Source organism: Kitasatospora sp. NPDC092286 (genome assembly GCF_044755565.1).
In the GTDB taxonomy this organism is placed as follows: Bacteria; Actinomycetota; Actinomycetes; order Streptomycetales; family Streptomycetaceae; genus Kitasatospora.
Genome location: NZ_JBIVRD010000003.1, coordinates 170,187 through 190,919 on the forward strand (window position 1 = coordinate 170,187; position 20,733 = coordinate 190,919).

Below are 20,733 nucleotides of genomic sequence, written 5' to 3' on the forward strand. Positions count from 1 at the left end.
GGGTCGTGCCGGTGCGGGTGGTGCGCAGGGGTGTGGTTCAACTTGTGGACGGAGCTGGGGCCTTGCTCTTCCACGCCTGGTAGCCGAGGGCCCACTTGAGGCGGACCTGCGGCCGTCGGTCGGTGCTGTGCCAGTCCTGGATGTCGGCCATCAGGTGGTTGTAGTCCAGGGGTTGGCCGATGGTCCGCAGTTGGGTGATGAGGCCGCGCAGATGGACCAGCAGGGCGGAGACGCTGGTCGCGGCGGCCAGTTGTGCCACGCGGGTGTCGAGCGCGTCCTCGCTGTACTTGCCGCTCTGGCGCAGGTGGCGCAGCGCGCCGCCGAGTTTGACGCCTTGGCGGTGCATCGGCTGGGCCTGGCTCTGCTGGTGGAGACCGAAGAGGGCGAGGGCCGCGTGTTCGGCCTTCTGTTCGTCGGAGACCTCGTCGCGCAGCGCGAGTACGTCGTTGACCTGGCTGCGGTAGTGCGGCCACATCTTCGGGCTGTCCATCACCGGGCGTCCGAGGCCGGAGCGCAGAGCCGCCAGTTCCTCGCCGGGCGGGCGTCGTGGTTGTCCGGAGAGCGGGTCGATCCGCCAGGTGTGGTCGGGGGCCGTGTACCGGTCCCAGTAGCGACGTTCTGTGGTGGCCTTTTCAGTAGTCAAGGTCGGCTCCGGGGAATGGTTCTGTGAAGTCCTGCGAGTAGGCAGGTCGGGCGGCGGCGGCTGCCCGCACGGCGTCGGTGTAGCGGGGAAGGATGTCGCGAACCTGACGCCGGAAGTTGTCGGCTGCCGTGCCGAGGGAGAAGGTGTGCTTCTTTCCCGCCTTGCCGGGCTGGTCGGCGGTCCGGCCACCGAACGCGTTCGCCGGTACGGCGAACAGGAGGGCGTTCGCCCGGTCCCATGCCTTGCGGGCAGCCAGTTGCTCCCACGCCAGCCGGCCGCGTTCCAGGAGCTCGTCGTCGCGTTCGGCCCGACGGACGCCGACCAACAGCCGGCGGACCACGGGATCGAGGTTGTGCAGGAGGAGTTCGCCGGGCCGCTGGCCCTTGTCCCAGGGGATCGGTTCGGCTCCGGAGGCCCGGCGCAGGTCGGCGGAGAGGTTGTTCACCGCCCGGGAGAGCAGCTCCGCCTGTTCGGCGACGTCCAGCAGGAGCTGGTGGGCCTCGCCGTCCTGGTGCAGGGCGAGCAGGGGCAGGGGGATGGCATCGTGGATGACGTCTTCCACGACGGAGGACTGGTTGCCGTAGACCATGCCGAAGGTCTCGACCTGCAGTGGGTAGTCGGCGGGGAGTTGGCCGGCTTCCTGCAGGGCGCTGATCTGGTCGAGCAGGACGCTGGTCTCGAAGACGCCGCCGTTGCTCTGGCGGATCGGTGCGAGCAGTGCCTCGAGGCCACGCCACGCGGCCTTGCCCTGGACGTGGCGGCGCGGGCGGCGTTCGGGCAGGGCCGAGGCCGTCTTCTTGGCGGGCGGGGTGAACGTCCAGGCGGTGTGCGGCTCCAGTTCGGGCACTGCGGTGAGCCGGTCGCCCGCGCTGATGACCACCCGGGTGACCTTCAGTTCGCCGGTCTCGTCCTGGTGCGGGATCAGCCGGATGCGCCGGGCCTGCCACGTCCACAGGTCAAGGAGTCCTTCGGCGGCACGCGGCGTCCACGCCGGGCCGCGCGGGTCCTGTTTCCACTGCGGTAGGCCGAGTTCGGTCGGCGGGGTGATGGGGATGTTCAGCATGAGGGTGTCGTACAGGGTGGGACCGGCGGGGACGATGACGCCGAGCTGTCCGAGGGGGCCGGTGGGGTTCCCGGTCGTTTTTCCGGCCTTGACCTGTGGGTCTCCCACCACTCCGGTCTTGATGGCCGCGGTGTCCCAGCAGTGGGTGTGCAGCAGCCAGTGGGCGGCCTGGGCGGGCGTCAGGTCGAGCGGGTCCGCGTCGGTGCGGCTGGCGAACAGCGGCACGTTGTTGCCGCTGGCTGCGGTAGCCACCAGGGTGGCGGTGCCCTTCGTCTCGTCCTTGGCCGTTCGCAGACCGGCCACCTGTCCGAACGGGGCGACGGGATCGAACAGGTCGAAACGCGTGCGGTGCTCGTCGAGGTAGGCCAGGATCTTTGTCTTCTCGTCCCCGGTGAAGCCGCTGCGCGCGAATCGGGCGGCCTGCTCGGGCAGGTTCCGCGGTGCACCAATGGCGTCGGCGACGACGGGCAGCAGGATCTGGCGCAGAAGGGCCGGGAGTTGCGTGGCGAACTCGACGGCCAGGCCCTCGAACTCGTCCGCCCGCGTCAGGGTCTCGGCGAGTCCCATCGGGGCGGGGGGTCCGCCGCCCAGCGGACGCGGTGTCAGCCACGGTTCGTCGACAAGGTTGTACCCAGGCACGCGCTTTGCTCCCAACTGGCCCTGTTTTAAGCCTGCGTGAGTTCATGGTGGCACCAACCGTCACTCGCTGCGGGGTGAATGCTTGAATTGCCCCTCAGCCCTGCGGCCTGTACCGGCAGGGATGGCCCGTGGCCGTGTTTACGAGCCCTTGTGGGCCGCAAGTCGGCCCCGCGTTCGCGGGGTTGGGGGTGGGCCGGGCGTGTACCGGCCCACCCTCATCCGAACCGGCGTCCGCCGCTCACCACGAGTCCGAGCAGATCGTCGTAGCGCAGGCGGTAGTCGCCCAGGACGGCCTCGCCGCGCTCGTCGAGTTCGAGCGCCAGGCTGTAACGGAGCCATGGGTGGTCGCGCCAGCCCGGCAGCGGTCCGAGCTCCTGCTCTGCCAGGGACGTCAGGGAGACGGGCAGCCGCACGGTCCCCGCGAGGACGTCGTCCACCACCTCGGCGGCCACCTCGCCGCCGGGCCCCAGCTTCCGGCCGGTCATCGCGTACACACCCTTGTCGTCCCGGCGGACCAGGACCACCTCGGCGCTGCGGTCGCCGTCCCGCACCAGGGCCTCGAACTGCCCTTCGGCCAGGGTGCCGTGGCCCCCGTAGTGCAGCCCGGCCAGCGTCGGCTCCCCGTGTTCGCCGGCCCGGGTGAGCAGGTACTTCGCAGCTTCCGCCCGACGCTTTTCCTGGCGTTCCTCCCAGTCCTGCCGGGCCTGTGCCTCGGCATCCGCCCACTCGGCGGGGACGACCGGGCCGGTGCCGTAGACCCGTGCCACCAGCTCCGGCACCTGTCCGGGGACGCTCCACACTCCTCCGTCGGCCTTCGTCACCTCGGCTGCCGTGCGCAGCAGGAGGTACCGTCCGTAGATCTTCTCGGTGGCCGGCAGGATCCACGGTGGGCCGTCCCCCGAGAGACGGGTGCCGGTAATGAGGACGGTGGGCTGCGCCAGCAGGGCCGGTCGCTTCACCCCGTCGTGGCGGTGGAGGCGTCCGATGCGTTGCAGGAGCAGATCGATCGGTGCGAGATCGGTGATCAGCAGGTCCGCGTCGACGTCGAAGGACTGCTCAGCGAGTTGGGTGGCGACGAGGATCAGCCTGCCCGTACGCTCCGTCCCCGCGCCGGGCGGCCCGAGCACGCGCAGGGCGCCCTGCGTTCGGTCCGCCCGGTGCCCGGCGTGCAGTCGACCGTGCAACAACCGCACCTCCTTGGTGCCGAACTCCTTCCGGAGGGCCTCGAAGGTGGCCTGGGCGCGGGCGACGGTGTTGCGGATGACCAGAACGCGCCCGCCCCCGGCAAGCCGCTCCTTCAGGTGGTCGACCACGGCGGCATCAGCCGCACTCGTGCCCGCCTGCTCGACCGGGGAGCCCGAGTCGGCGGCCGGCTCGTCGATTACCTCGACACGCACCGGCAGGTCCTCGCGCCAGGACTTCGTACTGTCCACCAGCAACTTCGGCCCGTCCTGGTCCAGCCAGGCCGCCGTGACGCTCGGGTAGCCCACCGGTTCAGGCAGTTCGACCGCCGCCGGGGCCTCGGCCGACTGCGCGCCTGCCAGGTAAGCGGTGACCAGACTGCGCCGCTGGTCCGGCGGCAACGTGGCCGAGAGCAGCAGCACGGGGACACCTGCCTGCCCGAGCCACCACAGGCCTTCCAGGAGGAACTGAGACATGTAGACGTCGGCGGCGTGCACCTCGTCGAGGATGACCACCTTGCCGACCAGGCCGGCCATGCGCAGCATCACATGCTTCGTGCGGGTCGCGGCGTACAGGAGCTGGTCGATGGTGCCGACGGCGAAGGGGCTCAGCAGCCCGCGGCGGCGCCCGAGGAACCACTCGGCGGGGGCTCGGCGCTCCGGGCCCCGTGCGGTCTCGCCGAACGAGGAGGGCAGGCCGTACTCGTCCTCACCCACCGAGGAGTAGCAGGCGTCGGCGTCCTGCCCCACTCCCCCGCGTCGTCGAGGAGCCGGCGCCACTCCTTGTTGAACATCCTCTTGCCGTGCAGCAGGGCAACCTGGTCCTCCAGCCCCTCTTCGATCTCCCTCAGCCACGACCGGACCTGGGTGAACATGGGATCTGCGGTCGCCTGGGTCGGCATGCCCAGAAAGACGCCGTCCGCGCCGTGGCGCGCCGCCGTCAACTCGGCCGCCGCCAGAGCGGCCTTCGTCTTCCCCTCCCCCATCGGCGCCTCGACGATCACCAGGCCCGGGCCCTCCATGCGGCGCACCACGTCCAGTACCAGTTCCTGTGACTGCCTGGGTCCGTGGCCGAAGCGGTCCTGGAAGGTCTCGGGTCCGGGCACCGCCAGCGAACCCCAGCCACCGCGCAGCCCCAGCTTCGACCAGGCAGCGGCCGCCCGCTTGCGCGCGCCGGCCATCGTGACGCGGGACAGGTCGGAGATGCCCTTGAAGTGCCGCTCGTCGCTGGCGATCCAGTCCGCCATCACCACGAACCCGGACAGCTGCAACTGCACGGCGCGAGACGGCACATCGATCGGTTGCACCCCGCCGAGCACCGGCTCACCGGCGAACCCCAGCTCCCGGGAGAACACCTCGACCAGCGCCGACTGCGCCCGCCGCCACGCCGGGGTTTTCCCCTGCAACTCCTCGTTCCGCTTGGGCGGAGTCAGCTGCCCCAGACCAGGGAACGAGCCGTGGTGGCCTGCCACCAGCGGCCAGACCCAGTCGACGTGCTCCTGGGGCCACTTCGCCTCCGCGAGCAGGCCCCGCAGGATGCGGCCGCCCGCCTTGTCGTGCCGCCAGGACTTCCCGGCCACCGCGTACTTGTTCCACGACAGCCCCGCCTTCCGTACCGTGGCAGCGCCGGCGGCGTCGACGTGCTGGAACGCGGGAGTCGCTTTCCCGCAGTCATGGATTCCACAGAGCCAGACGAAGAACCGCCGCCCCTTGTCCCGACCACCCGCCAGGGCTTCCAGGCGCCAACGGGTCACTGGTGGAAGGTAGTTGTCCCAGATGATCTCCGCCACGGCCGCGGTGTCCAGCATGTGGGAGAGCAGAAGGTTGGCCTCCCCGCCCGCCCTCCCGGCGGACTTGCCCCACAACGCCCCCAGCCAGCCCACGACTTCAGGCGGGATCCCACGCCAGCGGCTATCACCGGTCATGCACTGCCTCCCATCCCGTAGGCTTCGGCAGCGTAGGGCACTGCACTGACAATCCACCAAGCGGGCGGGGAGGCCTGGTAATGAGCCATCCTGTTCCAGCGCGACCGAAGCGCGAACCAACTAACTCAATCGCGGCCCTGTAGTCCGCAACGCCCCAGGTCAGCAAGTGTCGGCCCCGCGCTCGCGGGGGTTGCTCCAAGGTCCCGTCCGTACGTCCAGCCCTCACCACGTCGGCCCCGCGCTCGCGGGGGTTGCTCCTAGCCACCTCTGCCATGGAGTTCTTCGTCCGGCCAAGGTCATGATGTGGACACCGCAACTCGTCGGCCGGTTCGTCGACGCCACGCCGACCACGCGCTATCCGATCTGGGGCACTTCATGGCTTTCGAGGACCACGCCGAGCGAAGCTGTGCCCTGCCCTGGAGCGAAGTCGGTCTGGTCGAGCGCCAGTGCACGACCAACCAGCAGGCCGCAACCCGGCCGACGCCTGCGGCGACGGATCCGCCCACCAGCCCGGAGCTCGCGGCGATATGCAGCGTCCGTGCGAAGAAGACCGGCGGGAATCGGGGGCAGCCGATTCCCGCCCGGGCCGCGGAGGCTGCCGAAGGTGGTGACCGGCGCCGTGTCGGTCGCCACCTTTCTCCACCCTGGGGCGCTCGGGTGGGCAGGGCTGCGGCCGCAGCCCCGGGGAGGGGCCTCCGGCGGCTTCGGGTCCGGCGCGGCCGATCGGTGTTCGGTGACCCGGATGGCTCATCTGGCGTGCGGTGAAAGGGATTTGGACCTACGGTGCCGTTCGAGGGGGCCACCCGCACGAGAGGTATCAACTGCCATGGCAGGAAAGTTCGAACTTTACACCGATGAGAGCGGCATGCACCGGTTCCGGCTCAAGGCGAGCAACGGGTCCGTCGTGGTGACGGGCGACCCGTACGAGAACCGGGACGACTGCATCAGGAGCATCGAGTCGATCAGGAAGCTCGCGCCCTACGCGGAGCTCAAGGAGACGGCGGCCGGTCCGGCCTGAGGCTCCGAGCGGCCCTGTCGCAGGCAGGACGGCGGGTCGGTGGTGCAAATCGCCGACCCGCGTTCGTTTGCGCGACAGATCCCTTTGGCCGCGTGCACGCCGGGCCCGGACAGAACACTGGCATGCGCGTCGTCATCGTCACCGAATCCTTCCCGCCCGAGGTCAACGGAGTCGCCCACAGCGTGCTGCGGACGGCCGAGCATCTGGTCCGCCGGGGTCACCAGCCGCTCGTCATCACCCCGGCTCCCGCGCACGGCGCCGACTGCCCGCCGCACACCTTCGGGGCCGGTCCCGGGGCGGCCGAGCTGCCGGTGGTCCGGATCCCGTCCGTCCCGCTGCCCGGTTATCCGCAGGTCAGGATCGCCCTGCCCAGCCGCCGGCTGGGTGCCGCCATCGCCGGGCACCGGCCCGATCTGGTGCACCTGGCCAGCCCGTTCGTGCTCGGCGCGCGCGGTGTGCAGGCCGCCGCCCGGCTCGGTGTCCCGGCCGTCGCCGTGTACCAGACCGATCTCGCCGGGTACGCGCACGCCTACCGGGCCGGGCGCGGTCTCGGTGAGGCCGCCGCCTGGCACCGGATCCGGGCCGTCCACCGCGCCGCCGCGCGTACTCTCGCGCCGTCCACCCCGGCCGCGCAGGACCTCACCGCGCACGGGGTGCCGAGGGTCCAGCTGTGGCCGCGCGGGGTGGACTCGGTCCGCTTCCACCCGCGTCACCGTGACGAGGCACTGCACCGGGCGCTGGCCCCCGGCGGGGAGGTGCTGGTCGGGTACGTCGGGCGGCTCGCGCCGGAGAAGCGGGTCGACCTGCTGGCGGCCGCCTCGGCGTTGCCCGGGGTGCGGGTCGTGGTGATCGGCGACGGGCCGTCGGCGCCCGGGCTGAAGGCCGCGCTGCCCGGCGCGGTCTTCCTCGGCCGCCGTACCGGGGACGAACTCGCCCGCTGCTTCGCCACCTTGGACGTGTTCGTGCACACCGGCCCGCTGGAGACCTTCTGTCAGACCATCCAGGAGGCGATGGCCAGCGGCGTCCCGGTGGTCGGTCCGGCCGCCGGCGGTCCGCTGGACCTGGTCGCGCACCGGCGGACCGGCCTGCTGGTGCCACCCCGGGACGGCGAGGCCGTCGCTCGGGCGGTCGCGACGCTGGCCGGGGACAACGCGCTGCGGGCCGCCTACGGGCGCGCCGGACGGGCGGAGGTGACGGCCCGCACCTGGGAGGCGGTCGGCGATCTGCTGCTGCGGCACTACGCGGAGGTGCTGGCGGAGCACGGGGGCGGACCGGCGGAGGGGCCGTCGCTCGCCGCGGACCCGCCCGCGCCGGTGGCTGCACCCGCGGTGGCTTCGGCGGTGGTGACGGAGGGGCTGTCGGCATGACCGGGGACGCACTGCGGATCGTCAGGATCGCCAACTTCGTCACCCCGGTCTCGGGCGGGCTGCGGACGGCGCTGCGGCACCTCGGCGCCGGGTACCGGGCCGCCGGGCACCGGCCGGTACTGGTCGTGCCCGGCGCGACGCGGTCGGAGGAGGAGACCGGGCAGGGCCTGGTGGTCACCCTGCCCGGGCCGGTGCTGCCCGGCAGCGGCGGCTACCGGGTGCTCACCGACCGGCGGGCGGTGACCCACGAACTGACCCGGCTGGCGCCCGACCGGCTGGAGGTCTCGGACCGCACCACGCTGCGCTGGACGGGCGCCTGGGCACGGCGGCACGGCGTCCGCTCGGTGATGGTGTCGCACGAGAGCGCCGCCGGGCTGCTCCGCAACTGGGGCCTGCCCGGCCCGGTCGCCGACGCCGCCGCGGACCGGCTCAACGGCCGCACCGCGCGGGCGTACGACACCGTGGTCTGCACCACGGACTGGGCGGCCGCCGAGTTCCACCGCCTCGGCGTCCGAAACCTGGCACGCGCACCGCTCGGAGTGGACCTGACCGCCCTGCGCCCCCTCGCGGCCGACGAGCGGGCGTACGAGCGGGCGCGGTACGCGGAGCCGGCGCAGGTGCTGCTGGTGCTCTGCTCCCGGCTCTCGACGGAGAAGCGTCCCGAGCGTGCCGTCGACGCCCTCTCCGCGCTGCGCTCGCGCGGCCTGCCGGCCGTCCTGGTGGTGGCCGGGACAGGACCGCTCCGGACGGGGCTGGCCGCCCGTGCCGCCCGGCTGGGACTGCCCGTGCGCTTCCTCGGGCACGTGGCGGGGCGTGCCGCGCTGGCCCGGTTGCTGGGCTGCGCCGATGTGGTGCTCGCCCCCGGGCCGGTGGAGACCTTCGGGCTGGCCGCGATGGAGGCCCTGGCCTGCGGCACACCGGTGGCCGTCAGCCGCTCGTCGGCGCTCCCCGGGCTGGTCGGGCCGGCCGGGGCGGTGGCGGACGACAGCGGCGAGGGTTTCGCCGAGGCGGTCCGGGAGGTGTTGTCCCGCCCGCCGGACGCCCGGCGGGCCGCCGCCCGGGCCCGGGCCGAGCGGTTCGGCTGGCCGGCCGCGGTGGCGGCGTTCCTCGCCGCGCACGGGGCGCGGACAGGGGACCCGAGCGCCGGCGCGGACAGAAACGCGGACACGAACATGAACGGGAACCCCGACGGGGACGGGGCGCCGGTGGGACTGCCGAGCAAGGACGCGGGCCGGGAGGCGGACCAGCCGGTCCGCCGCTCCGCCGGGGACGCCCGGTGAACGCGGGCGGACCGGCGGCGCTGGGGGCCGGCCGGCGCGGGGCCCCGGCCGGCGCCCGGCGGGTCGGCGGCCCCGTACGGTTCGTGGCACTCGGGGACTCGCTCACGGAGGGGGTCGGCGACCCGGTCGCCGACGGGTGGCGTGGCTGGGCGGCGGTCCTGGCCCGGTCGTTGGCCCCGGCGGAGGTGGGCGTCGAGTTCACCAACCTCGCGCGCAGCGGCGCCCTGGCCGTCGACCTGGCGGCCGAGCAGCTGCCGGCCGCGCTCGCGCTGCGCCCGCAGCTGGCCGCCGTGGTGGCCGGGGGCAACGACACGCTGCGGGCCGGTTTCGACATCCGGCGCACGGCCCGGGAGTTGGACGCGGTGCTCGGCGAACTGTCCGGCAGCGGAGCACGGTTGCTCACCGCCTGTCTGCCCCACCCGGGCACCCTGCTACGGCTTCCGCAGCCGTTGGCCCGCCCGCTGGCACGACGGATGCACGCCGTGAACACGGTGGTGCACGCCCTCTCCGCGCGCCATCGGACCGTACACCTGCACCTCGCCGAACTGCCCTGGTCGGCGCAGCGGCACCTGCTGAGCGTGGACCGGCTGCACCCCAGCGCCGAGGGGCACCGGCTGATCGCCCGGCACTTCCACGAGCTGCTCGGCTCGGCCGGGCGTCCGCTCGGCCCCGCACCCGCCCCCGGCCCTGCCGGACCCCCGCCCGGCCGGGCCGCCGACCTGTGGTGGATGGCCACCCGGGGCACCCGCTGGGTCGCCGCCCGCAGCACCGACCTCCTCCCCGGGCTGCTCGCCCTCGCCACGGTGGAGGGTGTCGCCCGGCTGCGGGGCACCACCGGCCGGTACGACGAGCAGATGGCCCGGGCGGCGGCCGCGGCGCTCGCCTCGCTGGGGTGACGCGCCCCGCCGGGCGACGGTGCGCCGCCGGGGTGACTCCGCGCCCGGCGGCGGGTCGGGTGACGGCGGGGAACCGCCCGGGTAGAAGTCAGTGTCGTTGCGGGGAACGGTCGGGCGTGCGCCCGGTCCGGCGGAGGGAGTTGCGTTGGTGGTCTCACCGCCTGCGGGCGATCAGGGTGCACCGGGTCAGGACGGGCGTGCCGGGCGCGAGTTGCTGGCCGCGGCCGGGGTGCTGTTCCCGGACGAACAGGGTCGGGTGCTGGTGGTGCGGCTGCCGTACGACCGGGAGCATCCGGTGGCCGTCCCCGGCGGGGGCTGGGAACCGCAGGACCTGTCGCCGCGCCGGACGGCCGTCCGGGAGATCGAGGAGGAGCTGGGGTTCACGCCCGGGCTGGGGCCGCTGGCCTGCGTGGACTGGACGCTGGACCACTTCCGCCCGCCGATCGCGGCGTACCTGTACTGGGCCGATCCGCTCACCCCGGCGCAGCTGGCCGCGATCACTCCGGACCCGGCCGAGGTCGGCGGCTGGGTCTGGCTGACGCCGGAGCAGGCCGGCCACGCGCTGCCGCCCCGGCTCTCCCGGCGGGTCACGGCCTGTCTGCGGGCCCCTCGCTCGGCCGGTCCGCTGGAGCTGGAGGACAGCCTGCCGGCCGGGCACACCCTCGACCACCTGACGGTCGAACCGCCGCCCGAGTACACCCGGCTGGCGGGGCTGCCCCTCACCGGGGCGGCCGCCCTGGCCGCGGTCCGTCCGGCGGCCGAACCCGTGCCCCCGCTGGACCGGGACACCTACATCGCCACCCGGCCCCGGATCCGGGCGAAGGCGCGGACGGTGTTCACCGACCGGTCCGGGCGCGTCCTGCTGGTGCGGCTCAGGCCCTGGCCGGGGACCGGGGGCGAGGTGCCGTACTGGGTGCTGCCGGGCGGCGGTATCGAGGCGGACCGCGAACTGCCCCGGGCGGCGGCCCGGCGCGAGGTCCGCGAGGAGCTGGGCTGGGACCGCGAGCCGGGCCGGCTGCTGGCCGTGGACTGGCTGCCCGGGCACGCGGCGGCCCCGGCGAGCGGGCGGGACACGGCCGTGCTGGTGTACCTCTTCGACGGGGGCACGGTGGCGGAGGACCGGCTCGCCTCGATCGCCCTGGCCGAGGACGAGTTGGCGGAGTGGCGGCTCTGCGCTCCGGCGGAGGCCCGGGCGCTGCTCTCCGACTCCTCCTGGGCCCGGACGGAGGCCGCCCTCGCCGCCCGCGCCAGGACCGGCGGGCCGGCCGAGCTGGTCCGGGGGCGGCCGGCGGACTGACCGGGCCCCGCGGTCCCCGGTGGGCCACACTGGGGGCATGACGAACGGGATCGGGAGTGTGCTGGCCGGTCGCCGGGTGGAGTCCGTCACTGGCGGCGCCCGGCTCGACATCACGCTCGCCGGGGCGGTGACGGTCCGGGTGACGCACGAGTTCAGGTTCGCCGTGCCGTCCGGGGTGGAGCGCTTCTACCCGGCGCTGACCGTCCGGCCGTCCAGCCCGCTGCTCGGGCTGGTGGGCCGGTCCGTCGGCGCCGCCCGGGTGACGATGGCGGGCGGGCTGGAGCTGGCCTTCGACGGGGGTGGCGAGCTGTCCGTTCCGCCGCACGCGCTGGTGGCACCGTGGAGCGTGTTCACCCCCGGTGGCACGGTCTGCTCCGGTCTGCCGGGTGGCGAGGTGGCGTGGGCGGAGCCCGAACCGCGGCGACCCGGGCGGTGGTTCACCACCGGGTGATCCGGGTGCGGGCCGGCACGGCGGCAGCCCCGGCGGGACCCCGCGCCGGGCGGTGCGGGGTCCGTACGCCGCCGGGCGAGCGCCGTCAGACCTCCAGGTCCGCCTCGATCCTGGTCAGTTGGTGACGGGCCATGGCCAGGTTGGCGCGGCTCTTGTCCAGCGCGAGGTAGAGGAAGAGGCCCTTGCCGCCCCGGCCGGTGAGCGGTCGGATCAGGTGGTACTGGCTGCTCAGCGTGATGAGGATGTCGTCGATGCCGTCCTGCAGGCCCAGCATGTCCATGGTGCGCATCTTGGCCCGGACCACGTCGGTGTTCCCGGCCGCGGCCACGTTGAGGTCGATGCCGCCGGGGCCGTCGAGCGTGGCGAGCGCCATACCGCTGCTGTAGTCCACGAGCGCGGCGCCGATGGCGCCCTCGATCACGGTCATGGCCTGCTTGAGCGCGCCTGCTGCGTCCGTCATGTCGGTCACTCCAGTTCGTTCGGTGGGTGCTGGTACTGGTGCTGGTGTTTCGGATGGGGCGGGCGCGGTCAGCCCACCTCCTTGGGGTCCTTGGGCGCGAGGGTGTCGCTGAGGAGCGCGGCGACGCGCTGGGCGGAGCGACGGGCCTCCAGGTGCAGTCGGCCGACGTTCACGTCCGGGTGCGCCAGCAGGGTGAGCACGCAGCTGCCGCCCGCCGTGTAGGTGGCGACATAGCCGTTCTCACCGCGGACCAGCGACTCCCGGAACTCCCCCTGTCCGGTGGTGTCGGCTAGCCGCTGCGCCAGTCCGAGGGAGGCGGCCGTCATGGCCGCCAGGCCCGAGGGCTCGGTGCCGTGGGTGTCGTGCGCGACCAGCAGGCCGTCCACGCTGGCCACCAGACCGCCCGCGAGGTGCGGGACCCGATGCCTGAGGGCGCGGAGCTCGGCCAGCAACTCGGTCTCCAAGGCGATCAGTTGTCTCCTTCCGACACGCTGCTTGAGCGCCCGCCTCATGACCGCGAGGGCGGGGTCGCGGGCGGAGAGTGGTTCAAAGTCGGGCCTCCAGAAGGGTCAGGACCCGGGTCAGCAGCGCGATGTCCGGGTCGGGGGCGGTCAGCGGGTGGGCCGCTGCCGTGGTCGGTGGGTGGGCCGCCCGGACGGGCCCGGCCTGGGCCGGCCCGGTCAGTGTGGCCCCGGGGACGCGGCGGTGGAGCCCGCCGGCGGTGCGGCCGGGGGCGGCACGGTCGGCAGGGCTCCGGTCGGAGGAACTCCGGTCGGCAGGGCTCCGGTCGGGGGTGGTGCCGCCGGACGGGGCGGCGTGGCGGGGACCGCCGCGCCCCGGGGTGCCGCAGCCGGGCGTGGCGAGCAGTCCGGCGGCGGCGAGGCGGCGGACGTCGGCCGTGGTGGCGAAGGCCGAGTGACCGAGCAGCCGGGCCAGCTCCCCCGGGGTCCTTCGGCCGTCCGCGTGGTCGAGCAGTTCGCGCTGGCGGCGGCTGGGCGAGCGGCGGTACCGGCCTCGGGCACCTGGTCCGGCACACGCCTCGCGGCTCTCGGGGATCCCCGCCTCGGACGGGCGGACCGGCTCGGTGTCGAGCTGCGGCCAGGGCCAGATGCGCTCCAGCAGCTGACGCCTGCGCTCGACCTCGCGGCGCAGCCGGTGGGCGCCGACCGCCGTCACCGGGCCGAGCCAGTGCCGCACGCCCGGTTCGAAGCGCCAGGGCCCGGCGGTGGCATCGAGGACGAAGAAGGCCGCGTCGTAGAGCGCCCCGAGGTGACAGAGCTCGAGCTCGCCGCGGGTGAGCCGGCCCTGCTCGACCAGGGCGTCGCCGACCCGGCAGCGCGGGCCGTGGACGCGGAGGATCTCCTGCCAGGCCTCGGGGGTGATCCGGCCGCAGCCGGTCAGCAGGGCGGCCAGGTCGGGCGCACGGTCGGATTCGGCGTGCACCACCTGGCCGGCGGCGAGGTAGACCGTGCCGGCGGGGCCGCGCAGGGCGCCGGTGGCCCTCTCCCCGGCCAGTCGCTCGACGGCGTCGGCCGGAGTGGCCGGGGCCTCCTGGACAGCCGGGGCGCCCTGGGGCTCCCGGGCGGCCGGGTGGCGCGCCGGCGCGGCGCCGAGTGGCGACGATGTAGCGTTCATGCCAACCACCTCCGGTCGTCGGACAGTTGACGCGATGGCCGAATCCTGACGGCGAATGCCGGACACCCGGCCGACCGGGCCGCGAGCAGGCGCATCACCCCAGCACCAGCTCCTCGGCGAGCGCCTGGAGGCGATACCGGGCCGCGGCGAGGTTGCCCTCCGAGCGGTCCAGCCAGAGGTGCAGGACGAGCCGGCTGTCGAAGACGGTATCGATGAAGCAAAGGAGGTGGTAGCTACGGCCCGCGGTGACGATGATGTCCTGCAACGGCGCCCGCTTGTCCTCCGCCCCGGTGAAGGTCTGGCTCTCAACAGCCGCCCGCACCAAGTCGGTTGCCTCCGCCGCCGCAGTCTCGTGCTCTCCGGTGGGGCTGATTCCGAGGCTACCGAGGGCAAGTCCGCTGCTCCAGTCGACCAGGCTCGCGGAGCGGGCACCGGCGATCGCCATCGCCCCGGACAGGCATTCGTCGATACCCGGCACACCGGCTCCTTCGGAGGGTTCTGGGGTAGCCGGAGACGCTGGGCAGACACCGGCCGAACTGCCACGACCGGTGGCTGGTTCGACACGGAAGGCTACTGCCGGATTCCATATGACGAACATTCCAATGGCATATTCACATCACAACCGACCACTTCCAGCCAACCTATGACGGTACGTCAGGCGTGACGACCCGACGAACCCGCTGGCCGAACCGGAGGATGGAGAGCGGCCCACCGGCCCACCTGGATCGGGACCTTGGCCGATTGTCGGCCGCTCCACAGGGTTTCGAACGCCCGATGCGCTAAGGCCGGCCACCCCCGTACCCGGGCACGGGAACCGGATTCCGCCGCCGGGCGTCCGAACGCCCGGGAAACGACAAAGCGGCCGTTCCGGGAAGGAACGGCCGCCTTGGGGTGGAGCGCCAGGCCCGGGTCGAACGGACTCTTCCTACTGAAAGTAGGACGTGCTCCGGTAGCACCTCTGACGCCTGTCCGAGAGATCATTTCCTCTCGACGAGTAGAACATTAGCAGGTCATCACACCTGATCAGAAATCGAACGAGAGGAGGCCGCGGATGGAACCGGCAGAGCTTCAGCCGCGCGCGACGCGCATCCACGACCGGTACGACGAGCCGAACCGGCGGGAGCGCGGGCAGGTCCGGACCAGGAAGGAGTTCATGGGCGACAGGACGGTCAGCACCTCGCGGACAGCAGCGCGCGGTAGCCGGCGATCAGGGCGGTGAGCCCCAGCTCGAAGGCCTGGTCGGCGCGGTGACGGCCGGTGGGAACGGCCTCCAGGGCGGCGGCCAGGCGCGGGGTGGTGCCGCGTTCGACGGCGTCGACCATGACGGCGGGGGCGACCAGGTCGAGCGCGGAGCCGAGGATGAAACTCTCCAGCGCGGTGATCACGCTCATCACGTCCTGCGGCGCGAAGCCCGCGCCCTCCAGGGTGGTGACGGCGCGCTCGTACAGCTCGTGCATGAACGATTCGGCGAGCGGGGCCGTGGCGAGCAGCCGGATGATGCCGGGGTGCTCGGCGAAGGCGTCGCGGTAGGCGTGCGCCCAGGTGCGCAGCGCGTCGTCCCAGGGCTGGTCCCACATGGACTGCTCGCCGATGGTGCGGACGAGTTCGGCGCGCATCAGGGCGACGATCTCGGCCCGGCCGGCCACGTGGTGGTAGAGCGCCGAGGGGCTCACCTTGAGCGTCCCGGCGAGGGCCGGGATGGTGAGATCGCCCGCCTCGTCCACCAGCCGCAGCGCGGCGTCCACGATGCGCTGCCGGTCCAACAGTGGTGTGCGCGGCCTGGCCATGCGCGTCCCCGCCCTTCGCTTCCGCTTCCCGTCCGGACCGTCCGTCCGTCCGTCCGTCCGCACGACTCGTCCGCGCGGCCCGCCCGCGCGGCCCGGCAGGACGATCATCACTCAAGATCATCGTTACCAAAATGTAACCGAATGACTTTCAATAAAACTCTTCCGCAGCTCGCGGCGACGCGCCTACGGTAACCGAACCCCATTCGGTTAGACAGGTCACACTGGGAGAGGACGCACCCCCGCATGCGTGCCGACACGATCTTCACCGGAGGCCGGATCCACACCGGCGACCCCGCGAACCCGCACACCACCGCCCTGGCCGTCACCGCCGGCCGGATCACCGCCCTCGGCGCGGAGGCCCTGGCCCTGCGCGGCGAACGGACCGAGACCGTCGACCTGGCCGGCGGCGCGCTGCTGCCGTCCTGGGGCGACGGCCACGTCCACCCGCTGCTCGGCGGTATCGGTCTGCGCGGCGTACCCGTCCGCGACTGCACCAGCCTCGAGGAGGTCGTCGAGGCCGTCCGGCTCTGGGCCGAGCAGCACCCCGAGGCCGAGTGGATCACCGGCGACGCCTTCGACCCGTGGCTCGCCGAGGGGGGCCTGTTCGACGCCGCGCTGCTCGACGCCGTCGTCCCCGACCGCCCGGTGCTGCTGCGCACCATGGACCACCACACCGGCTGGGCCAACAGCGAGGCCCTGCGCCGGGCCGGCTACACCGCCCGCACGCCCCAGCCCGTCAACGGCGAGATCGTCCGCCGCCCCGACGGCAGCCCGCTCGGCACCCTGCGCGAGTTCGGCGCGCTCAACCCCGTACGCGCCCTCGTCCCGCTGCCCGAGCTCGACGAACAGGTCGCCGCCCTGCGCGACACCACCACGGCGCTCGCCTCCGCCGGCATCACCTGGATCCAGGACGCCTGGGTCGAACCCGCCCAGGTCGACACCTGGCTCGCCGCCGTCCGGGACGGCCACCCGCTGGCCGTCCGGGCCGGGCTCGGCCTGCTGCTGGAGCCGGACGGCTGGCGCGAGCGGCTGCCCGGCCTGGCCGCCGACCGGGCCCGGATCGAGGCCGAGGGCGGCGGGCAGCTCACCGCCCGGGCGATCAAGTTCTTCGCCGACGGCGTCATCGAGTCCGGCACCGCCGCGCTGCTGGAGCCGTACAGCGACTGCCCGCACTCGCACGGCGTCGCCAACTGGACCGGCGACGAACTGGCCGAGGCCGTCACCGCCGTGGACGCGCTCGGCTTCCAGCCGCACATCCACGCCATCGGCGACCACGGCGTCCGGATCGCCCTGGACGCCGTCGAGGCCGCCGCCCGCCGCAACGGCCCCCGCGCCCGCCGCCCCGTGATCGCCCACGTCCAGCTGGTCGACCCGGCAGACCTGCCGCGCTTCGCCGAACTCGGCGTGATCGCCAACTTCGAACCGCTCTGGGCCCAGACCGACCCGCTGATGACCCAGCTCACCCTCCCCCGGCTCGGCCCCGAGCGCGGCGCCCGTCAGTACCAGATCGCCGCCCTGCTGCGCAGCGGCGCCCGGGTCTCCTTCGGCAGCGACTGGCCGGTCACCCGGTACGAGCCGCTGGCGGGCCTCGCGACCGCCGTCACCCGGCAGACCCCGGACGGCCTGCCGGACGGCGGCTGGGTCCCCGAGGAGCGGATCGGCCTCACCGAGGCGCTCGCCGCGTACTCGTCCGGGGTGGCGCACCAGGCGTTCGAGGAGGACGACTGGGGCGTGCTGCGGCCCGGTATGCGCGCCGACCTGGTGCAGCTGGCCGCCGACCCGTACGAGGTGGCGCCCGGCGAACTGGCCGAGGTCGCGGTGCTGGGCACCTGGCTCGGCGGGCGGCGTACGCACTGACCTGACCGACCCGACCCCACCTGCACCACTTGTCCCAGCTGCACCACCTGCACCACCCGCACCACCTGCCGTAGCCGGCCCGGCCCGGAGCGGCGCTGCCGGGGGCGGGCGGGCCCCGGGCCCCACCCCGGGCGCTCCCTCGCGCTCCCGGCGCTCGCGCCTCGCTCCGAGCGCCCCCTCCCACCCCCGCGCCCACGTCCCACCCCGGGCGCCCCGCGGGCGCCCCCATCCGCGGCGCCGTCGTACCGCGTCTCCCCGCTCGCACCACTCACGGCCGTGCCCGTCCTCGGCACCGTCCGGCCGGATCGTCCTACCCTCGTTCGTACGACCCCAGGAGAGCTCCCCCATGAACCTGCCCTCCGACGCGGCCACCCCGGCCGCCACCCCCACTCCGACCAGGCCGCCCACCACCGCCACGTCGGGGACGGCCCCGGCCACCGGGTCCCGGCTCGGGCGCGGCGTCCTCGGCACCGGCGACATCGTCTTCTTCGTCGTGGCCGCGGCCGCGCCGCTGACCGTGATGGCCGGGGTGGCACCCTTCGCGATCGCCTTCGGCGGCATCGGCGCACCCGTGGCCTACCTGGCCACCGGCGTCATCCTGGCCCTGTTCGCGGTCGGCTTCACCACGATGACCGCTCATGTGAAGAACGCCGGCGCGTTCTACGCGTACGTCACCCGCGGCCTCGGGCGACCGGCCGGTCTCGGGGCCGCGCTGCTCGCCGTGTTCTCGTACAACGCCATCCAGATCGGCATGTTCGGCGCCTTCGGCTACTTCGCCCACACCACCGCCGCCGACCTGCTCGGTCTCGACCTGCCCTGGCCGGTCTGGGCACTGATCGGGGTCGCGGTGGTCTGGTTCCTCGGCTACCGCTCGATAGACCTCGGTGCCAAGGTGCTCGGCGCGCTGCTGATCGCCGAGACCGGCATCCTGCTGGTCCTCGCCGTCGCCGTCCTGCTCAAGGGCGGGGCGCACGGCCTGAGCCTCTCCTCGCTCGCCCCTGGCAACGTCTTCTCCGGCGGGATGGGCGGCGTGCTCGGCCTCTCCTTCGCGGCCTTCGTCGGCTTCGAGGCCACCGCGATCTACCGCGAGGAGGCCCGCGAGCCGCACCGCACCGTGCCCCGGGCCACGTACGCGGCGATCGCCTTCCTCGGCCTCTTCTACACCTTCATCACCTGGATGATCGTGCAGGCCTTCGGCGACGCGGAAGCCGTCGCGACCGCCACCGCCGACCCGGCCGGGATGTTCTTCACGGCGATGACCGACTACGTCGGTGCCTGGGCCACGGACGTGCAGCGGGTGCTGATCGTCACCAGCCTGCTGGCCGCCCTGCTGGCCTTCCACAACACGATCACCCGCTACGGCTACGCGCTCGCCGGTGAACAGGCCGCGCCCGCCGCCCTCGGGCGGGTCCACCCGAAGCACGGTTCGCCGTGGATCGGCGGCATCGTGCAGTCGGTGCTGGCCGCGGTCGCGGTCGTCGTGGCGGCGCTGATCGGGGCCGACCCGTACAACCAGTTCTTCCTCTGGGTGAACTCCCCCGGTGTGGTCGGCATCCTGCTGCTCCAGGCGCTGGCCGGGCTCGCCGTGTACGTCTTCTTCCGCCGCAACCGGGCCGCCGCCGCCAGCGCCGGTGTGTTCCGCACGGTGGTCGCCCCGCTCGGCGCGACCGTGCTGCTGTGCGGCGCGACCGCGCTGGTGGTCTGGCGGCTGGATCTGTTCACGGGCGCCGGGCCGGAGGTCAACTGGCCGCTGGTCGCGATCGTGCCGGTGGTCTTCCTGACCGGCGTCGGCATCGCGCTGCGGCTGCGCGCACGGCGGCCCGAGGTGTACGCCCGGCTGGGCACCACCGAGGTGGACGCGGCCTGAACCGCCGGGCGCTGTACGTTCCGCCGTATGGCGTCCCCCACCCGTTCGGCTCAGTCCGAGCTGCGGGCGATCCCTCTTTCGGGTGAAGCTGCTGGCGGCTGCGTCCTGTGCGCGGCCGCCAGAGCGCTCATCGTCTTTCGCGCTTTCACGTCTTTCGCATCGTGACGGCCGGCGCGCCGCCGCGGCTGTCGCGACATTCGTGTCCTCGCGTTCTCCACGGTGGGCGCACGCGCGCCGATCGTCCGAGGGAGAGACCATGAAGGCCGCCGTCGTCCGGGACTTCACCGCACCGCTGGTCATCGAAGACCGCCCGGTGCCCGCACCCGGCCCGCACCAGGTCCGGATCCGGCTCGAAGCCTCCGGGATCTGCCACACCGACATCCACGCCGCCCATGGTGACTGGCCCGTCAAGCCCAGTCCGCCGTTCGTGCCCGGCCACGAGGGTGTCGGCATCGTCGAGGCGGTGGGTGGGCAGGTCCGCCACACCAAGGCGGGGGAGCGGGTGGCGATCGCCTGGCTGGCCGACGCCTGCGGGCGCTGCGACCACTGCGTCTCGGGCTGGGAGACGCTCTGCCTCGGCCAGCACAACAGCGGCTACTCGGTGGACGGCGCCTACGCCGAGTACGCGCTCGCCCACGGTGACTACGTGGTGCCCGTCCCCGACGGCATCGACCCGCTGGACGCCGCACCGCTCACCTGCGCGGGCGTCACCACCTACAAGGCGCTGAAGGTCTCCGGCGCCCGCCCCGGCACGCGCGTCCTGGTCTCGGGCATCGGCGGCCTCGGCCACCTCGCCCTGCAGTACGCCCGCGTCTTCGGCGCCGAGACCATCGCCGTCGACATCACCGACGACAAACTCGCCCTCGCCCGGGAACTCGGCGCCGACCACGTCCTCGACGCCCGCACCCAGGACATCGCGGCCGAAGTCCAGAAACTCGGCGGCGCCGACGCGGCCATCGCGCTCGCGGTGAGCAACGCCTCCTTCCAGGCCGCCTACGGTGCGCTGCGCCGCGGCGGCACACTGGTGCTGGTCGCCCTGCCCGCCGGAGGGAAGCTCGAACTCCCCGTCTTCGAGACCGTGCTGAACGGCACCAAGGTGACCGGCTCGATCGTCGGCACCCGCCAGGACCTCGCCGAGGTCTTCCGCCTGCACGCCCTCGGCCGCACCCGCGTCATCCGCGAAACCCGCAAACTCGACGACGTCAACGCCTGCATCGACGACATCCTCGCGGGCAGGATCAGCGCCCGTCTGGTCTTCGACCTGCGCTGACCGCCCTCTGGCCCCCGCCGGCCTTCGTCCGGGGGCTGGGGGGCTGGGGGCTGGGGGGCCGAAAAGAAGGTGCCCGGGTCGGCGGGAGTCCGTCAGG

At 73.5% G+C, this 20,733-nt stretch carries 18 protein-coding genes; 9 read left to right on the forward strand and 9 right to left on the reverse strand.

Annotation, left to right across the window (positions count from 1 at the left end):
- Positions 1-37: 37 nt before the first annotated feature.
- The 4 genes from casB to ACIQIB_RS05305 all read right to left on the reverse strand — a co-directional run bounded on the left by casB (position 38) and on the right by ACIQIB_RS05305 (position 5,451).
- Entirely contained in the window at positions 38-643 is a 606-nt protein-coding gene (casB, locus tag ACIQIB_RS05290) for a type I-E CRISPR-associated protein Cse2/CasB (protein ID WP_363613837.1), read from the reverse strand.
- Positions 633-2,345, reverse strand: a complete 1,713-nt coding sequence (gene casA / locus ACIQIB_RS05295; protein WP_400756791.1) for a type I-E CRISPR-associated protein Cse1/CasA — start codon at positions 2,343-2,345, stop codon at positions 633-635. The genes casB and casA overlap by 11 nt, the downstream gene beginning before the upstream one ends.
- A gap of 215 nt (positions 2,346-2,560) precedes the next feature.
- A complete protein-coding gene (gene cas3 / locus ACIQIB_RS05300; RefSeq protein WP_400756900.1) occupies positions 2,561-4,243 on the reverse strand; it encodes a CRISPR-associated helicase Cas3' in 1,683 nt (560 codons plus the stop codon).
- Positions 4,135-5,451, reverse strand: coding sequence for a CRISPR-associated endonuclease Cas3'' (locus ACIQIB_RS05305; protein WP_400756793.1), 1,317 nt, complete (start codon positions 5,449-5,451; stop codon positions 4,135-4,137). Before ACIQIB_RS05305 ends, cas3 begins: the two co-directional genes overlap by 109 nt.
- Before the next feature lie 826 nt (positions 5,452-6,277).
- Between ACIQIB_RS05305 and ACIQIB_RS05310 the strand changes: the two genes are divergently transcribed.
- The 6 genes from ACIQIB_RS05310 to ACIQIB_RS05335 all read left to right on the forward strand — a co-directional run bounded on the left by ACIQIB_RS05310 (position 6,278) and on the right by ACIQIB_RS05335 (position 11,760).
- On the forward strand, positions 6,278-6,469 hold the full coding sequence (locus tag ACIQIB_RS05310; RefSeq protein WP_400651337.1) for a YegP family protein: 192 nt from the start codon (positions 6,278-6,280) through the stop codon (positions 6,467-6,469).
- 122 nt (positions 6,470-6,591) lie between these two features.
- On the forward strand, positions 6,592-7,836 hold the full coding sequence (locus ACIQIB_RS05315; RefSeq protein WP_400651334.1) for a glycosyltransferase family 4 protein: 1,245 nt from the start codon (positions 6,592-6,594) through the stop codon (positions 7,834-7,836).
- The gene (locus ACIQIB_RS05320; RefSeq protein ID WP_400756796.1) at positions 7,833-9,116 is read left to right on the forward strand and encodes a glycosyltransferase; all 1,284 of its coding nucleotides are present in this window, start codon (positions 7,833-7,835) and stop codon (positions 9,114-9,116) included. Before ACIQIB_RS05315 ends, ACIQIB_RS05320 begins: the two co-directional genes overlap by 4 nt.
- Positions 9,113-10,012, forward strand: a complete 900-nt coding sequence (locus ACIQIB_RS05325) for an SGNH/GDSL hydrolase family protein (RefSeq protein ID WP_400756799.1) — start codon at positions 9,113-9,115, stop codon at positions 10,010-10,012. Before ACIQIB_RS05320 ends, ACIQIB_RS05325 begins: the two co-directional genes overlap by 4 nt.
- 148 nt (positions 10,013-10,160) lie before the next feature.
- Entirely contained in the window at positions 10,161-11,309 is a 1,149-nt protein-coding gene (locus ACIQIB_RS05330; protein ID WP_400651327.1) for an NUDIX hydrolase, read from the forward strand.
- Positions 11,310-11,346: 37 nt separating this feature from the next.
- Positions 11,347-11,760 (forward strand): DUF6188 family protein, encoded by a 414-nt coding sequence (locus tag ACIQIB_RS05335; RefSeq protein ID WP_400756802.1) that lies wholly within the window; start codon positions 11,347-11,349, stop codon positions 11,758-11,760.
- An 85-nt stretch (positions 11,761-11,845) separates the two neighbouring features.
- Here the strand turns inward: ACIQIB_RS05335 and ACIQIB_RS05340 are convergent, their stop codons facing one another.
- The 5 genes from ACIQIB_RS05340 to ACIQIB_RS05360 form a co-directional block, all read right to left on the reverse strand.
- The gene (locus ACIQIB_RS05340) at positions 11,846-12,220 is read right to left on the reverse strand and encodes a hypothetical protein (RefSeq protein WP_400756805.1); all 375 of its coding nucleotides are present in this window, start codon (positions 12,218-12,220) and stop codon (positions 11,846-11,848) included.
- Positions 12,221-12,288: 68 nt separating this feature from the next.
- Complete coding sequence (locus ACIQIB_RS05345; RefSeq protein ID WP_400651322.1) at positions 12,289-12,684, reverse strand: roadblock/LC7 domain-containing protein; 396 nt, start codon at positions 12,682-12,684, stop codon at positions 12,289-12,291.
- An 82-nt stretch (positions 12,685-12,766) separates the two neighbouring features.
- A complete protein-coding gene (locus ACIQIB_RS05350; protein WP_400651319.1) occupies positions 12,767-13,855 on the reverse strand; it encodes a DUF4388 domain-containing protein in 1,089 nt (362 codons plus the stop codon).
- A 94-nt stretch (positions 13,856-13,949) separates the two neighbouring features.
- Complete coding sequence (locus tag ACIQIB_RS05355; protein ID WP_363613817.1) at positions 13,950-14,333, reverse strand: hypothetical protein; 384 nt, start codon at positions 14,331-14,333, stop codon at positions 13,950-13,952.
- A 691-nt stretch (positions 14,334-15,024) separates the two neighbouring features.
- Positions 15,025-15,642, reverse strand: a complete 618-nt coding sequence (locus ACIQIB_RS05360) for a TetR/AcrR family transcriptional regulator C-terminal domain-containing protein (protein ID WP_363613815.1) — start codon at positions 15,640-15,642, stop codon at positions 15,025-15,027.
- 243 nt (positions 15,643-15,885) lie between these two features.
- Here ACIQIB_RS05360 and ACIQIB_RS05365 point away from each other — a divergent pair, with 243 nt between their 5' ends.
- The 3 genes from ACIQIB_RS05365 (at position 15,886) to adhP (ending at position 20,636) form a co-directional block, all read left to right on the forward strand.
- Positions 15,886-17,499, forward strand: a complete 1,614-nt coding sequence (locus ACIQIB_RS05365; protein WP_400756807.1) for an amidohydrolase — start codon at positions 15,886-15,888, stop codon at positions 17,497-17,499.
- A gap of 346 nt (positions 17,500-17,845) precedes the next feature.
- Positions 17,846-19,366 (forward strand): APC family permease, encoded by a 1,521-nt coding sequence (locus ACIQIB_RS05370; RefSeq protein WP_363613811.1) that lies wholly within the window; start codon positions 17,846-17,848, stop codon positions 19,364-19,366.
- A gap of 256 nt (positions 19,367-19,622) precedes the next feature.
- Complete coding sequence (gene adhP, locus ACIQIB_RS05375) at positions 19,623-20,636, forward strand: alcohol dehydrogenase AdhP (RefSeq protein ID WP_400756809.1); 1,014 nt, start codon at positions 19,623-19,625, stop codon at positions 20,634-20,636.
- The last annotated feature ends 97 nt before the right edge of the window (positions 20,637-20,733 follow it).